The sequence below is a fragment of the Streptomyces cathayae genome (assembly GCF_029760955.1).
GTDB classification, from domain to species: Bacteria; Actinomycetota; Actinomycetes; order Streptomycetales; family Streptomycetaceae; genus Streptomyces; species Streptomyces cathayae.
On record NZ_CP121682.1, the window covers coordinates 2,560,315 to 2,575,551 of the forward strand.

Genomic DNA, 15,237 nt, shown 5'->3' on the forward strand with positions numbered 1-15,237 from the left:
TCAGTCATACCCACGGCGACATCCCTCACCCCACGAAGGAGGCGCGGTATGCGCTTCAGACACAGAGCCGTGGCAGGGTTCTCCACCCTGCTCCTCCCCCTCTCCGCTCTCGTCGCCCTCGCCACTCCCGCCCAGGCCGCGACCTCGGCGACCGCCACCTACGCCAAGACCCAGGACTGGGGCTCCGGCTTCGAGGGCAAGTGGACGGTGAAGAACACCGGCACCACGACGATCAACTCCTGGACCGTCGAGTGGGACTTCCCCTCCGGTACCAAGGTCACCTCCGCCTGGGACGCCGATGTGACGTCCTCGGGGAACCACTGGACCGCCAAGAACAAGTCCTGGAACGGCACCCTCGCCCCGGGCTCCTCCATCAGCTTCGGCTTCAACGGCAGCGGCTCCGGCTCCCCCACCGGCTGCAAGCTCAACGGCGGCGGCTGCGACGGCACCTCCGTCCCCGGCGACGCGCCACCCTCCGCCCCCGGCACCCCCAGTGCCTCGGGCGTCACCGACACCTCCGTGCGGCTGTCCTGGTCCGCGGCCACCGACGACAAGGGCGTCAAGAACTACGACGTGCTGCGCGACGGCGCCAGGGTCGCCACCGTGACCGGCACCTCGTACACGGACACCGGTCTGGCCAAGGGCACCGACTACTCGTACACCGTCCAGGCCCGTGACACCGCCGACCAGACCGGTCCGGTCAGCGGCGCGGTGCGGGTCCGCACCACCGGCAACACCGAGGAACCGCCGCCCACCGGCGGCAAGATCAACCTCGGCTACTTCACCGAGTGGGGCGTCTACGGCCGCAACTACCACGTCAAGGACCTGGTGACGTCCGGCTCCGCCGCCAAGATCACGCACATCAACTACGCGTTCGGCAACGTCGTGGGCGGCCAGTGCAAGCTCGACGACGCCTACGCCGCCACCGACAAGGCCTACACCGCCGACCAGTCCGTCAGCGGCACCGCCGACGCCTGGGACCAGCCGCTGCGCGGCAACTTCAACCAGCTGCGCCAGCTCAAGGCCAAGTACCCGCACATCAAGGTGCTGTACTCGTTCGGCGGCTGGACCTACTCCGGCGGCTTCGGCCAGGCCGCGCAGAACCCGGCCGCGTTCGCCAAGTCCTGCAAGGGCGTCGTGGAGGACCCGCGCTGGGCCGATGTCTTCGACGGCATCGACATCGACTGGGAGTACCCGAACGCCTGCGGCCTCACCTGCGACACCAGTGGTCCGGCGGCCTTCAAGAACCTCTCCCAGGCCCTGCGCGCCGAGTTCGGCAAGGACTACCTGGTCACCGCCGCCATCACCGCGGACGGCTCGAACGGCGGCAAGATCGACGCGGCCGACTACGGCGGCGCCGCCCAGTACCTCGACTGGTACAACGTGATGACGTACGACTACTTCGGCGCCTTCGACAAGGACGGCCCCACCGCCCCGCACTCGCCGCTGACCGCGTACAACGGCATCCCGCAGGACGGCTTCAACTCGGCCGCCGCCATCGCCAAGCTGAAGGCCAAGGGCGTCCCGGCGGGCAAGCTGCTGCTCGGCATCGGCTTCTACGGCCGCGGCTGGACCGGCGTCACCCAGGCCGCACCCGGCGGCACCGCCACCGGCCCGGCGCCCGGCACCTACGAGGCCGGCATCGAGGACTACAAGATCCTCAAGAACAGCTGTCCGGCCACCGGCACCATCGCCGGCACGGCGTACGCCCACTGCGGCAACAACTGGTGGTCCTACGACACCCCCACCACCATCAACAGCAAGATGGCCTGGGCCAAGGGCCAGGGCCTGGGCGGGGCGTTCTTCTGGGAGTTCAGCGGTGACACCACCAACGGTGAACTGGTCGGCGCCATCCACAACGGCCTGAAGTAGGCCACCGGCACCCGACCGCGAGCAACGAGACGAAAAATGCGCCCCCGGACGTTCGTCCGGGGGCGCACCCGCGTCTCCACACGTCTACGCGACGTTCACCCGCTGGCCGGGCGGTGCCGCCTCCAGCCAGGCGAGGAAACCGGTCAGCGCGTCGTCGCTCATCGCCAGCTCCAGCCGCCTGCCCCGGTGCAGGCAGGCCAGGATCACCGCGTCCGACAGCAGCGCCAGCTCCTCCTCGCCCTCGGGCACCCGGCGGCCGGCCACCTCGATCGACGCACGCTCCAGGACGCGGCGCGGACGCAGCGCGTAGGAGAAGACGCGGAACCACTCCACCCGGTCGCCGTTGTAGCGGGCCACCCCGTACGCCCAGCCCTTGCCGCCGGTGTCGCCCTCCTCCGGGACGTCCCAGCGCAGGCTGCAGTCGAAGGTTCCGCCGGAACGCTGGAGGAGGCGGCGGCGCAGGCCGAACACGAAGAGGCCCACCACCACGAGCGCCACGACACTTCCGCACACAGTCAGAGCGAGGACCATCGACACCGACCTCCTCGTCTCCTAGGTAACGGAACGGAAAAATCATCCAGATCTGCCTCAGCCGCGACCGGGTCCGGATCGCTCCGGTCCCAGCCGCGGCTGAGTCACGTCATTGCACGGCTCCCCCAGAGCCTAGACGGCCTGGAGGGCTCCTCGGGTCGTTCAGTGCCCCGCCGCCGCGCGCAGTCGTACGTCCGCGCGCCGCTCCGCCGAGGCGTCCGCCTCCGACTTCGCACGGTCCCGCGCCCGCTCCGCGCGCTTGACGTCGATCTCGTCCGACAGCTCGGCGATCTCGGCCAGCAGCGACAGCTTGTCGTCCGCGAACGAGATGAAACCGCCGTGCACCGCGGCGACGACCGTCCCGCCGTCGTTCGTACGGATGGTCACCGGTCCCGACTCCAGCACACCGAGCAGCGGCTGGTGACCGGGCATGACGCCGATGTCGCCGGACGTGGTGCGCGCGACGACCAGAGTGGCCTCGCCCGACCAGACCTCTCGGTCGGCCGCGACCAGCGCGACGTGCAGCTCAGCAGCCAAGATGGCTCCTCGGGTCACCACCCGGCAGGTCCGCCGGGTGTGGGGTACAAGTCTAATGGGCGGGGGTCAGGGGGCGGGACGGTGCCCGCCCCCCGACTCGAGCGCGAGGCTCAGGAGACGCCCAGCTCCTTCGCGTTCTTCTTCAGGTCCTCGATGCCACCGCACAGGAAGAACGCCTGCTCCGGGAAGTGGTCGTACTCGCCGTCGCAGATCGCGTTGAACGCGGTGATCGACTCGTCCAGCGACACGTCCGAACCGTCCACGCCGGTGAACTGCTTGGCGACGTGGGTGTTCTGGGACAGGAAGCGCTCCACGCGACGGGCGCGGTGGACGGCGAGCTTGTCCTCCTCGCCGAGCTCGTCGATGCCGAGGATCGCGATGATGTCCTGCAGGTCCTTGTACTTCTGCAGGATGTTCTTCACGCGCATGGCCGTGTCGTAGTGGTCCTGCGCGATGTAGCGCGGGTCCAGGATGCGGGACGTGGAGTCCAGCGGGTCCACGGCCGGGTAGATGCCCTTCTCGGAGATCGGACGGGAGAGCACCGTCGTCGCGTCGAGGTGGGCGAAGGTGGTGGCCGGGGCCGGGTCGGTCAGGTCGTCCGCGGGGACGTAGATCGCCTGCATCGAGGTGATCGAGTGACCGCGGGTCGAGGTGATGCGCTCCTGGAGGAGACCCATCTCGTCGGCCAGGTTCGGCTGGTAGCCCACCGCGGAGGGCATCCGGCCGAGCAGGGTCGACACCTCGGAACCGGCCTGCGTGAAGCGGAAGATGTTGTCGATGAAGAACAGCACGTCCTGCTTCTGGACGTCACGGAAGTACTCGGCCATGGTGAGGCCGGCCAGCGCGACGCGCAGACGGGTGCCCGGGGGCTCGTCCATCTGACCGAAGACCAGGGCGGTCTTGTCGATGACGCCCGACTCGCTCATCTCGTCGATGAGGTCGTTGCCCTCACGGGTGCGCTCACCGACGCCGGCGAACACGGACACACCGTCGTGGTTGTTGGCGACGCGGTAGATCATCTCCTGGATGAGCACCGTCTTGCCGACACCGGCACCGCCGAACAGGCCGATCTTGCCACCCTTGACATACGGGGTGAGCAGGTCGATGACCTTGACGCCGGTCTCGAACATCTCGGTCTTCGACTCGAGCTCGTCGAAGTTCGGCGCCTTGCGGTGGATCGGCCAGCGCTCGCCCGTGTAGGACTCGTCGCTGTTCAGCACCTCACCGAGGGTGTTGAACACCTTGCCCTTGGTGAAGTCGCCGACGGGGACGGAGATGGCCGAGCCCGTGTCGGTCACCGCGGCCTGGCGGACCAGGCCGTCGGTGGGCTGCATGGAGATGGTGCGCACCAGGCCGCTGCCCAGGTGCTGGGCCACCTCGAGCGTCAGCGTCTTGAGCTCGCCCGCGTTCGCCGGGTCGGCGACCTCGACGTGCAGGGCGTTGTAGATGTCCGGCATCGCGTCGACGGGGAACTCCACGTCGACGACCGGGCCGATGACCCGGGCGACACGGCCCGTGGCCGTCGCGGTCTCAACAGTGGTGGTCATTAATTGTCACTCCCCGCGTTTGCGTCGGCCAGAGCGCCTGCGCCACCGACGATCTCGCTGATTTCCTGGGTGATTTCGGCCTGGCGGGCCGCGTTGGCAAGACGGGAGAGCGTGTTGATCAGCTCGCCCGCGTTGTCGGTGGCCGACTTCATCGCGCGCCGCGTGGCGGCGTGCTTCGAAGCGGCCGACTGGAGCAGCGCGTTGTAGATGCGGCTCTCCACGTAGCGCGGCAGCAGGGCGTCGAGGACGTCCTCCGCCGAGGGCTCGAAGTCGTACAGCGGAAGGACCTCGTCCTTGGCGGACGCGGTCTCCTCCGCGACCTCTTCGAGACGCAGCGGAAGCAGCCGGGAGTCGACCGCGGACTGCGTCATCATCGAGACGAACTCGGTGTAGACGATGTGGAGTTCGTCCACTCCGCCGTCCGCCGTCTCCTTCTCGATGGCCTCGATCAGCGGCGCCGCGACCGTCTTGGCGTCCGCGTACGAGGGCTCGTCGGTGAAGCCCGAGAACGACTCCGCGACCGTGCGCTCACGGAAGTTGTAGTGCGCCAGACCGCGGCGGCCGACGATGTACGTGTCGACCTCCACGCCCTGGCCCTCCAGGCGCGCGGTCAGCTGCTCCGCCGCCTTGATCGCGTTGGCGTTGAAGGCGCCGGCCAGGCCGCGGTCGCTCGTGAGGAGCAGGACCGCGGCACGGGTCGGGTTCTCCGCTTCCGTGGTCAGCGGGTGCTTGGCGTCCGAACCGGTGCCGACGGCCGTGACCGCACGGGTCAGTTCCTCGGCGTACGGCGTGGAGGACCGCACCTTGCGCTGCGCCTTGACGACGCGCGAGGCGGCGATCATCTCCATCGCCTTGGTGATCTTCTTGGTCGCGGTGACGGATCGGATGCGACGCTTGTAGACCCGGAGCTGGGCTCCCATGAGTCAGGTCCCTTCCTTGAACGTCACTTGGCGGCAGCGGCCGGAGCGTCCTCGCCGAGCAGCTTGCCGTCGCCCGTCTCGAACTGCTTCTTGAACTCCGCGATCGCGTCGCCCACGGCCTGGAGGGTGTCGTCCGACATCTTGCCGCCCTCACGGATGGAGGTCATGAGGCCCTGCTCACTGCGGTGCAGGTACTCCAGCAGCTCCTTCTCGAAGCGGCGGATGTCGGCGACCGGTACCTCGTCCATCTTGCCGGTGGTGCCGGCCCAGACGGAGACGACCTGGTCCTCGGTGGCCAGCGGCTGGTACTGCTCCTGCTTCAGCAGCTCGACCAGACGCTGACCGCGCTCCAGCTGCGCCTTCGACGCGGCGTCCAGGTCGGAACCGAAGGCGGCGAACGCCTCCAGCTCACGGTACTGGGCGAGGTCCAGGCGCAGACGGCCGGAGACCTGCTTCATCGCCTTGTGCTGGGCGGAGCCACCGACGCGGGAGACCGAGATACCGACGTTCAGGGCCGGACGCTGACCGGCGTTGAACAGGTCGGACTCCAGGAAGCACTGGCCGTCGGTGATGGAGATGACGTTGGTCGGGATGAACGCCGACACGTCGTTCGCCTTGGTCTCGACGATCGGCAGACCCGTCATCGAGCCGGCACCCATCTCGTCGGAGAGCTTGGCGCAACGCTCCAGCAGACGGGAGTGCAGGTAGAAGACGTCGCCGGGGTAGGCCTCGCGGCCCGGCGGGCGGCGCAGCAGCAGGGACACGGCGCGGTAGGCGTCGGCCTGCTTCGACAGGTCGTCGAAGATGATCAGGACGTGCTTGCCCTCGTACATCCACTGCTGGCCGATGGCCGAACCGGTGTACGGCGCCAGGTACTTGAAGCCGGCCGGGTCGGACGCCGGGGAGGCGACGATGGTCGTGTACTCCAGGGCGCCGTTCTCCTCCAGCGCGCGGCGGACCGACGCGATGGTGGAGCCCTTCTGGCCGATGGCGACGTAGATGCAGCGGACCTGCTTGTTCACGTCGCCCGAGCGCCAGTTGTCACGCTGGTTGATGATCGTGTCCACGGCCAGCGCGGTCTTGCCGGTGCCGCGGTCGCCGATGATCAGCTGACGCTGGCCGCGGCCGACCGGGGTCATGGCGTCGACGGCCTTGTAGCCCGTCTCCATCGGCTCGTGCACCGACTTGCGGTCCATGACCGTGGGGGCCTGCAGTTCGAGGGCGCGGCGGCCCTGGGTCTCGATCTCGCCGAGGCCGTCGATCGGGTTGCCGAGCGGGTCGACCACGCGGCCGAGGTAGCCCTCGCCCACGGCGACGGACAGGACCTCGCCGGTGCGGGAGACCGGCTGGCCCTCTTCGATGCCGCTGAACTCACCGAGGACGACGGCACCGATCTCGCGCTCCTCGAGGTTGAGGGCGAGGCCGAGGGTGCCGTCCTCGAACTTCAGCAGCTCGTTGGCCATGGCCGAGGGAAGACCCTCGACCTTGGCGATACCGTCGCCGGCGACGGTGACCGTGCCGACTTCCTCGCGCGAGGCCGCGTCCGGCTTGTACGACTGGACGAAGTTCTCCAGTGCGTCCCGGATCTCCTCCGGCCGGATCGTGAGCTCCGCCATCTGAGTTCCCTGCTCTCCTTGTTGGGCCCGAAGTTTCACTTGGGGGGTATTCCACGAGTCGGGACTCCCCCCGGAAGAGGTGAATCCTCTGCACGGCCCAACCAGGGCCGCAAGTACGTTCTTGGTGTTCAGTTGCTGCGTCGGTCGCGTCCGTCGCGCCGTGCGCGACCGCCGCGTCGGCGCTAGCTCGCCAGCCGGCGGCTCGCGTCCTCCAGCCGGTCCGCGATCGAGCCGTTGATGATCTCGTCACCGACCTGCACCCGGATTCCGCCGACGACCTCGGGGTCCACGGCGAGGTTGAGGTGCATGCGGCGGCCGTAGAGCTTCGCGAGGCCGGCGCCGAGGCGCTGCTTCTGCGCGTCGCTGAGCGGCACCGCGGAGGTGACGACGGCCACCATGCGGTTGCGGCGCTCGGCGGCGAGCTTGGACAGGGACTCGAGTCCCGCTTCCAGGCTACGTCCCCGCGGCGCGGTCACCAGACGCGTCACCAGACGCTCGGTGGTCGCGTTCGCCCTGCGTCCGAGCAGGCTGTGCAGCAGCTCGCTCTTGGCCGGGGCGGTGGCCTTGCGGTCGGTCAGCGCGGCACGCAGCTCGTTGTTCGCGGAGACGATCCGGCCGAACCGGAACAGCTCGTCCTCGACGGTGTCGAGCGTGCCCGCCTTCTGCGCGGCGGTGAGGTCGGCGAGGTCGGCCAGCTGTTCCAGTGCGTCCACCAGGTCGCGGGACTGCGACCAGCGGGAGCGCACCATGCCGGACACCAGGTCGGCGGCGCTGCCGCTGAGCTGGCTTCCGAGCAGTCGCTGGACCAGTTCCGCCTTGGTCTCGCCGGCCTGCGCCGGGTCGGTGAGGACCCGGCGCAACGACACCTCGCGGTGGAGCAGCGCGGTGACGGCGGCCAGCTCTTCGGCGAGCGAGCCGGCGTCGACGGACGTGGAGTCCGTCAGCGCGTCGAGACGCTCACGTGCGGCTGCCAGGGCCTCGCGGCTCGCTCCGTTCATCGTGCGGCCTCGGCCTTCTGGTCGAGGTCGTCGAGGAACCGGTCGATCACTCGGCTCTGCCGGGCGTGGTCCTCGAGGGACTCGCCGACGAGCTTGCCGGCCAGGTCGGTGGCGAGCTTGCCCACGTCCTGGCGCAGCACCGACGCGGCGACCTTGCGGTCCGCCTCGATCTGCGAGTGACCGGCGGCGATGATCTCCTCACGCTGCCGCTGGCCTTCCGCGCGCATCTCGGCGATGAGCGTGGCGCCCTGCTCCTGCGCCTCCTGGCGCAGGCGCGCGGCCTCGTGCCGGGCCTCGGCGAGCTGGGCCTTGTACTGCTCGAGAACGCTCTGTGCCTCGGTCTGAGCGGCCTCGGCCTTCTCGATACCGCCCTCGATGGCCTCGCGACGCTGTTCCAGAACCTTGTTGATGTTCGGGAGGAGCTTCTTGGCGAGGAAACCGAAGACGATGACGAAGGCGAGCAGGCCGATGACGAGCTCGGGAATCGGCGGGACGAGGGGGTTCTGAGCCTCCTCGGCCGCGATATGAAGCAGTGCGCTCATATCAGAGTGCCTTTCGTCTAGGGGGCCGGTCGTGAATCAGATGATCACGTGCCGTAGACGAACGGCATGACCAGGCCGATGAGGGCGAGCGCCTCACAGAAGGCGAAGCCGAGGATCTGGTTGGCACGGATCAGACCGGCGGCCTCGGGCTGGCGGGCGAGGGCTTCGGTGCCCTTGCCGAAGATGATGCCGACGCCGATGCCGGGGCCGAAGGCGGCGATGCCGTAACCGATGGAAGCAATCGAGCCGCTGACAGCAGCCAGGGTCTGGGACATTCCGGTTCTTCCTTTTCTTCACGGGCCGGTGGGGGTGGGCCACCGGTCGAATGGGGGCGGTACGGGACGCTCAGTGCTGCTCGGCGAGCGCGCCCTGGATGTAGGTAACGGTCAGCAGGACGAAGACGTACGCCTGCAGGGCCTGGATGAAGAGCTCGAAAGCGGTCATCACCAGGACCATCACGAACGAGACGCCGGCGTAGGCGATGCCGATGCCGTTCAGCAGGTACCAGCTGGCGATGGTGAACAGCACCAGCAGGATGTGACCCGCGAACATGTTCGCGAAGAGTCGCACGGCGTGGGTGAAGGGCCGCACGAGCAGGTTGGAGAAGGCCTCGATCAGCATGACGACCGGCAACGCGGCGCCGAGCGACTTGTCGTAGCCGGTGAAGTTCTTCAGGGCGCCGACGAAGCCGTGCCGCTTGAAGGTCAGCGAGACCCAGACGATGTAGACGAGCAGCGCGAGGCCCAGCGGGTAGGCGAAGATCGACGTGACCGGCATCTGGGCGAGCGGGATGATCGACCAGAGGTTCATCATCCAGATGAAGAAGAACAGCGCGACGACGAACGGAACGTACTTCTCACCCTCGCGCTTGCCCATCGTCTCGTAGACGATGCCTCGGCGGACGAAGTCGTAGCCCGTCTCGGCGACCATCTGGAGCTTGCCGGGGACGACCTGGGGCCGGCGGAAGGCCGCCCAGAAGAAGCCGATGATGATGATCGAGCCGAGCAGCGCCAGCAGCATTGTCTTGTTGAAGTACACGCTGCTGTCGCCGTCGCCCCACAGGGGTTCGAACAGGAACGAGTGCAGCCCGGGAGACGGGAAGCCACAGCCGTCGAAGATGTGGCAGTCGGTCTCGAAGGCGAGCACCTGTGTCGGGTCAGCACTCACCGCGGGCTCCTTCAGCGTGGCGCATGGATTCGGCAACCTCGTGGTGTCGGCGCGGCACGGGGCCGCGGTTCGGCACGGGACTGGTGTTACGGATGTGGGGGCGGCAGTGGGGCATCTCGCCTCGCGATGTGACAGGCGTCAGCGTGGATGCCCGTGCCCGCGATGCCGCAGTTGGCACCGGACGATAGCAGGGTCCGTCGTGCGCCCTTATCCCGGCCCTACGCCTCACGACGGCCGCTCCGATGTTTCCTTCTCCTCGGTCGCGTTCCCGGTCGGCGTCGCCGGGTCGGGGTCCACGTAGAAGGTCTTCGCCTTCATCGTGGCCCGTGCCTGCGCGGCGACCCAGGTGAGGGTGGAGACGAGCAGCGAGAGGGCGAAGACCTGCGGGTGGAACAGGGTCGTGTCCTTGAAGAGCGCGATGAAGACGAAGATCAGCAGGATCTGCGTCATGTACATCATCAGCCCCATCGCCTGGAACAGATGAGGTATCGACCTGGCGATCCACTGCAGGACGTACAGGCCCGTGCCCATGAGCAGGATCACGAGCAGCGCCCCGAGGACCGCTCCGATCACCCCCTGGCCGCCTTCGACGGCACCACCGACCGCGACCGCGACCGCACCGACGACAGCGGTGGGTACGGCGGACTGAATCAGGATCCGGACGTCGTTGGACGGCATGGCGGAACTCCGCATGTTTGTAACAGGGGGCAAAGGGCGGTCGTCGAGGACGAGCGTAGTCCCCCGGATGGAGTGTGATTTCCCCCCACCGACGAACCGTCGCACTGCGGTTCCCCGGCTCTCTCCGGCGAGACTCGTGAACGGTATCACAAACTATTTGATGGAGTCTTTACCTAATGGGCGTGCGGAACATCACGCACGAGAGTGAAGCGGCACACCTGAGTGCGCACAAGGATGACTTGTCTGGTATTAGGGCGCTTCGCACCCCCAAGAGCGCCCCATCGCAGCCCCACGACTTGGCAATGCTCTAGTCGGATTCTTACCTTGTGCCGGGGCGGACCGTGCTGTCCGCCCCGGCGCCCGTCGTGGCGCCCGGTCAGCGGGAGCTGCCGGCCTTCCCCCGGTCGCCCAGACGTGCGTGGTGGCCGAGGGCCGTCGCGCCGTTGACGCCCGAGACGCCGGCGGTGACCGGGGCACGGTGGCCGTCGACGGCCTCTTCGGGGCCGTCGGGGGCGTCGGCGGCCCGTGACGGCGCCGGGTCAAGGTCGCCGGACGGCTCGGGTGCCCTTGCCGCCACCCGGGCCCTGCGGCGGCGGTAGCGCGGCGGGACGACCGCCTCCGCCCAGCGCGGGGCGCGCGGGGTGAACCGGGGCAGCAGGAGCAGCAGCAGGCCGAGGGCGCTCAGGATGACGACGCCCAGCACGATCCACATGGACGCCGAGTTGACCGAGTAGGCGAGCGCGCCGAAGGCGATCAGCGCCGACCAGAAGTACATGATCAGCACCGCCCTGCTGTGCGAGTGGCCGATCTCCAGCAGACGGTGGTGCAGATGGCCCCGGTCCGCCGCGAACGGCGACTGGCCGCGCCAGGTACGCCGCACGATGGCCAGCACCAGGTCGGCCACGGGCACCGCGATGATCGTCAGCGGCATGATCAGCGGGATGAAGACGGGCAGCATCGCATGGGTCGCCTCCCGGGTGCCGCCCAGGTCGACGTTGAGCGCCTCGACGTCCAGCTGGCCCGTGACGGACACGGCGCTCGCCGCGAGGACCAGACCGATCAGCATCGACCCGGAGTCCCCCATGAAGATGCGGGCGGGGTGCATGTTGTGCGGCAGGAAACCGATGCACATGCCGATCAGCACGGCGGAGAACAGGGTGGCGGGGGCCGCCGCCTCGGCACCGTAGCCGTACCAGATCCGGTAGCTGTACAGGAAGAACGCCGTGGCCGCGATGCCCACCATGCCGGCCGCGAGGCCGTCCAGTCCGTCCACGAAATTGACCGCGTTGATGGTGATGACGACCAGCGCCACGGTGATCAGGTTCCCCTGCCACGGGGTCACGGAGACCATGCCGACACCGGGGATGGGGAGCCACAGGATGGTCAGACCCTGAAGGATCATGACGCCGGCGGCGATCATCTGGGCGCCCAGTTTGATCAGGGCGTCGATCTCGAACTTGTCGTCCAGGACGCCGAGCAGCCAGATCAGGGCGGCCCCCGACAGCAGGGCGCGCGGTTCGTTGGACCTCTCGAAGACATCGTTCAGGTTCGTCAGGTGGCTGGCCACCAGCAGGCCCGCGCACAGGCCGAAGAACATGGCGATACCGCCGAGCCGCGGAGTGGGTTCCCGGTGCACGTCACGTGCCCGGATCTCCGGCATCGCCCCCGCCACGATCGCGAACTTCCGCACCGGCCCTGTCAGCAGATACGTCACCGCGGCCGTGATGCAGAGCGTCAGCAGGTATTCACGCACGGGCTTCCCCACAGATCTCGCTGGCCATCACAGCCCCACACCCTAGCGAGGCATGCATACGGGTGAGGACTTCCGGGTAGCGACGATGGTTGCACGAGTGACGGTGCGGCCGGTCCGGCATACGGGCGCGCCTACCCCGCATGCGCGCCGATACGGGTGCGAAACCCCGGCCGGAGTGACACGTCTCAGCCGGGATATGGCGGAAAGGCCGCGGTCAGTTCCCGTACGTCCTGGCGGGCCCGGGCGGGCTCGGTGCCGCCCCGCAGGACGCTCGCCAGCAGGCCCGCGATCAGCGTCATCTCCGGCTCCCCCATGCCCTGCGTGGTCACCGCGGCGGTGCCCAGGCGCAGCCCGCGGTCGTCGGCGTGCGGCAGCGCGCAGCAGTCCAGGACGATCCCGGCCCCCGCCAGCAGACCGCGGGCCGCGCGCCCGTCGACGCCGAGCGGGGCGGGGTCGGCGGTGATCAGATGGGTGTCGGTGCCGCCGGTGGTGACGGCCAGTCCCTCGTCGGCCAGTGCGGCGGCGAGCGCCCGCGCGTTGGCGACCACCCGGTGGGCGTACACGGTGAACGCCGGTGTCGCCGCCTCCCCGAACGCGACCGCCTTGGCGGCGATCGTGTGCATCTGCGCCCCGCCCTGGGTGAAGGGGAAGACGGCGCGGTCGACGCGCTCGGCCAGTTCCGCGCCGCACAGGATCATGCCGCCGCGCGGTCCGCGCAGCACCTTGTGCGTGGTGGCGCAGACGATGTCCGCGTACGGGACCGGGTTCGGGGCCGCTCCCCCGGCGACCAGGCCGATGGGGTGCGCGGCGTCCGCGATGAGGTAGGCGCCGGTCTCGTCGGCCACCTCCCGGAAGAAGGCGTGGTCGAGGTGGCGCGGGTAGGCGATGGAGCCGCACACGATCGCCTTGGGCCGGTGCGTACGGGCCAGGGTGCGGACCTGGTCGTGGTCGATGAGCCCGGTCTCCGCGTCCACGCCGTAGCCGATGAAGTCGAACCAGCGGCCGGAGAAGTTCGCGGGCGAGCCGTGGGTGAGGTGGCCGCCGTGGGGCAGGCCGAGGGCCAGGACGGTCTCTCCGGGGCGCAGCAGGGCGGCGTAGGCGGCCAGCACGGCCGACGAGCCGGAGTGCGCCTGGACGTTGGCGTGGTCGGCGCCGAACAGCGCCTTGGCGCGCTCCACGGCGAGGCGTTCGGCGGCGTCGGCGAACTCGCAGCCGCCGTGGTGGCGGGCGCCCGGATACCCTTCCGCGTACTTGTTGGCCAGCGGGGAGCCGAGGGCGGCCAGCACGGCGGGCGAGGTGAAGTTCTCGGCGGCGATCAGCTGGAGCGTGGTCGCCTGCCGCTCACGCTCGCCGAGCAGGATCTCGGCGAGTTCGGGGTCCTGCCGGCGCAGGACCCCGAACTCGCTCCCGAGGGCATGGGTGACCGTCATGGTGGACTCCCGCACGTCGACGCCGGCGTACGACCAATGTAGGCCCGCCGTCCCCGGGCCGCCCGGCGCCGCACCCTTCCGGGGCTGCCGGACGCCACCCGGAGGCCGGCGGGCGGACTCCTCGCAGCCACCACCCGACAGCTCGTACGGAGCCCGCCCGGACGCCCGGACGGCCCGCCGCACGGCGGCGCGGTGCGAACGGCCCGGACCGCGGCGCCCGGGCCGGGGAAGCCCCGGCGCCCCGGGCGGGGCGGTCGGGCGCGCGGCCCGGGCAAAGCGGTCAGGCCCGGGTCGGGACGCCGGTGAGGGCGGTGACGACCGGGTCCAGGGCCTGGTGTATCTCGTCGCCGATGGAGCGGAAGAGGGGCAGGGGCGCCCCGTACGGGTCGAAGACCTCGTCCGCCTCGGCGGTCGGGGCCAGCAGCCAGCCGCGCAGCGCGGCGGCGGCACGGACCAGGGCGCGGGCGCGCATGACCAGGCCGTCGTCCAGCGGGGGCAGCGTCGCCGGGTCGATCGCGTTCACCAGGCGCGTGAACTCCTTCAGGGTGAAGGTGCGCAGGCCCGCCGAGTGGCCCATGGAGATGACCTGGGCGCGGTGGTCCCGGGTCGCGGTCAGGACCAGGTCGGCGCGGATGACGTGCTCGTCCAGCAGCTCACGGCCGACGAAGCCGGAGGCGTCCGCGCCGAACTCGGCCAGCACGGTCTCCGCGTGCGTCTCCATCGGCGCGCCCTCGTGACCCCAGGTGCCCGCGCTCTCCACGATCAGGCCGCAGCCCAGGATGCCCAGCCGCTGGTTCACGAAGTGCCGGGTCAGCCGCTCGGTGATGGGCGAGCGGCAGACGTTTCCGGTGCTGACGTGGAGGATGCGGAAGCTGTCGCGCGGGAACCCGAAGGTGGTCGTCTCCTCCGCGCCGCTCTCCCCGTCGCCTATGCCGCGCCCCGACTCGGGCGCCGTCAATTCGCCACCTCGAGGTCGGGTACCACTTTGCGCAGCTCCTCCGGGGAGACGGCGCCTTCGCGCAGCAGTACGGGCACGGGGCGCGTGACGTCGACGATCGACGAGGGGACGATGCCCGGGGTGGGCCCGCCGTCGAGGTAGACGGAGACGGAGTCGCCGAGCATGTCCTGCGCCGCGTCGCAGTTCTCCGGCGCGGGGTGCCCGGTCAGGTTGGCCGAGGAGACGGCCATCGGGCCGACCTCGGTGAGCAGTTCGATGGCGACCGGGTGCAGCGGCATCCGCACGGCGACCGTGCCCCGGGTGTCGCCGAGGTCCCACTGGAGGGACGGCTGGTGCCGGGCGATCAGGGTCAGCGCGCCCGGCCAGAAGGCGTCGACCAGTTCCCAGGCCTGTTCGGAGAAGTCGGTGACCAGCCCGTGCAGGGTGTTCGGCGAGCCGATGAGCACCGGCGTGGGCATGTTGCGGCCGCGTCCCTTGGCCTCCAGGAGGTCGGCGACGGCCTCCCCGGTGAACGCGTCCGCGCCGATGCCGTAGACCGTGTCCGTCGGCAGCACCACGAGTTCGCCACGGCGGACGGCGGACGCGGCTTCACGCAGACCGGTCGCGCGATCGGTCGCGTCGTTGGTGTCGTATCGCCGAGCCATCTGGCGGGCCTCCTCGTACACGTGCGGCTGGGGGTGGATGAAGT

At 69.6% G+C, this 15,237-nt stretch carries 15 protein-coding genes; 1 reads left to right on the forward strand and 14 read right to left on the reverse strand.

Annotated features, from left to right (window positions below; all coding sequences use genetic code 11):
• Positions 1-48: 48 nt before the first annotated feature.
• Positions 49-1,872, forward strand: a complete 1,824-nt coding sequence (locus tag PYS65_RS11405) for a glycosyl hydrolase family 18 protein (protein ID WP_279333838.1) — start codon at positions 49-51, stop codon at positions 1,870-1,872.
• Positions 1,873-1,956: 84 nt separating this feature from the next.
• Here PYS65_RS11405 and PYS65_RS11410 read toward each other — a convergent pair whose 3' ends face one another.
• From PYS65_RS11410 to PYS65_RS11475, 14 genes are all read right to left on the reverse strand, one after another.
• Positions 1,957-2,403, reverse strand: a complete 447-nt coding sequence (locus PYS65_RS11410; RefSeq protein WP_279333839.1) for a DUF2550 domain-containing protein — start codon at positions 2,401-2,403, stop codon at positions 1,957-1,959.
• Positions 2,404-2,565: 162 nt separating this feature from the next.
• The gene (locus tag PYS65_RS11415) at positions 2,566-2,940 is read right to left on the reverse strand and encodes a F0F1 ATP synthase subunit epsilon (protein ID WP_202277415.1); all 375 of its coding nucleotides are present in this window, start codon (positions 2,938-2,940) and stop codon (positions 2,566-2,568) included.
• A gap of 110 nt (positions 2,941-3,050) precedes the next feature.
• Positions 3,051-4,487, reverse strand: a complete 1,437-nt coding sequence (gene atpD, locus PYS65_RS11420) for a F0F1 ATP synthase subunit beta (protein ID WP_279333840.1) — start codon at positions 4,485-4,487, stop codon at positions 3,051-3,053.
• Complete coding sequence (locus tag PYS65_RS11425; RefSeq protein ID WP_279333841.1) at positions 4,487-5,407, reverse strand: F0F1 ATP synthase subunit gamma; 921 nt, start codon at positions 5,405-5,407, stop codon at positions 4,487-4,489. The genes atpD and PYS65_RS11425 overlap by 1 nt, the downstream gene beginning before the upstream one ends.
• 23 nt (positions 5,408-5,430) lie before the next feature.
• Positions 5,431-7,023, reverse strand: coding sequence for a F0F1 ATP synthase subunit alpha (atpA, locus tag PYS65_RS11430; protein WP_279333842.1), 1,593 nt, complete (start codon positions 7,021-7,023; stop codon positions 5,431-5,433).
• Positions 7,024-7,205: 182 nt separating this feature from the next.
• On the reverse strand, positions 7,206-8,021 hold the full coding sequence (locus PYS65_RS11435; protein WP_279333843.1) for a F0F1 ATP synthase subunit delta: 816 nt from the start codon (positions 8,019-8,021) through the stop codon (positions 7,206-7,208).
• On the reverse strand, positions 8,018-8,563 hold the full coding sequence (locus tag PYS65_RS11440) for a F0F1 ATP synthase subunit B (RefSeq protein WP_279333844.1): 546 nt from the start codon (positions 8,561-8,563) through the stop codon (positions 8,018-8,020). The genes PYS65_RS11435 and PYS65_RS11440 overlap by 4 nt, the downstream gene beginning before the upstream one ends.
• A 44-nt stretch (positions 8,564-8,607) precedes the next feature.
• Complete coding sequence (gene atpE, locus PYS65_RS11445; RefSeq protein ID WP_067391271.1) at positions 8,608-8,838, reverse strand: ATP synthase F0 subunit C; 231 nt, start codon at positions 8,836-8,838, stop codon at positions 8,608-8,610.
• A gap of 70 nt (positions 8,839-8,908) precedes the next feature.
• Entirely contained in the window at positions 8,909-9,730 is an 822-nt protein-coding gene (atpB, locus tag PYS65_RS11450; RefSeq protein WP_279333845.1) for a F0F1 ATP synthase subunit A, read from the reverse strand.
• Positions 9,731-9,955: 225 nt separating this feature from the next.
• Positions 9,956-10,408: a Cg1360 family ATP-synthase-associated protein gene (locus tag PYS65_RS11455; RefSeq protein WP_279333846.1), complete on the reverse strand. Its 453-nt coding sequence runs from the start codon at positions 10,406-10,408 to the stop codon at positions 9,956-9,958.
• Positions 10,409-10,784: 376 nt separating this feature from the next.
• Entirely contained in the window at positions 10,785-12,161 is a 1,377-nt protein-coding gene (locus tag PYS65_RS11460) for an MraY family glycosyltransferase (protein ID WP_279333847.1), read from the reverse strand.
• Positions 12,162-12,346: 185 nt separating this feature from the next.
• Positions 12,347-13,591 carry a serine hydroxymethyltransferase gene (locus PYS65_RS11465; RefSeq protein ID WP_279333848.1) on the reverse strand — a complete coding sequence of 415 codons (1,245 nt, stop codon included), beginning with the start codon at positions 13,589-13,591 and terminating at the stop codon, positions 12,347-12,349.
• Positions 13,592-13,871: 280 nt separating this feature from the next.
• Entirely contained in the window at positions 13,872-14,549 is a 678-nt protein-coding gene (locus tag PYS65_RS11470) for an arsenate reductase/protein-tyrosine-phosphatase family protein (protein ID WP_279333849.1), read from the reverse strand.
• Positions 14,546-15,193 carry an L-threonylcarbamoyladenylate synthase gene (locus tag PYS65_RS11475; RefSeq protein WP_279333850.1) on the reverse strand — a complete coding sequence of 216 codons (648 nt, stop codon included), beginning with the start codon at positions 15,191-15,193 and terminating at the stop codon, positions 14,546-14,548. Before PYS65_RS11475 ends, PYS65_RS11470 begins: the two co-directional genes overlap by 4 nt.
• Positions 15,194-15,237: the final 44 nt, after the last annotated feature.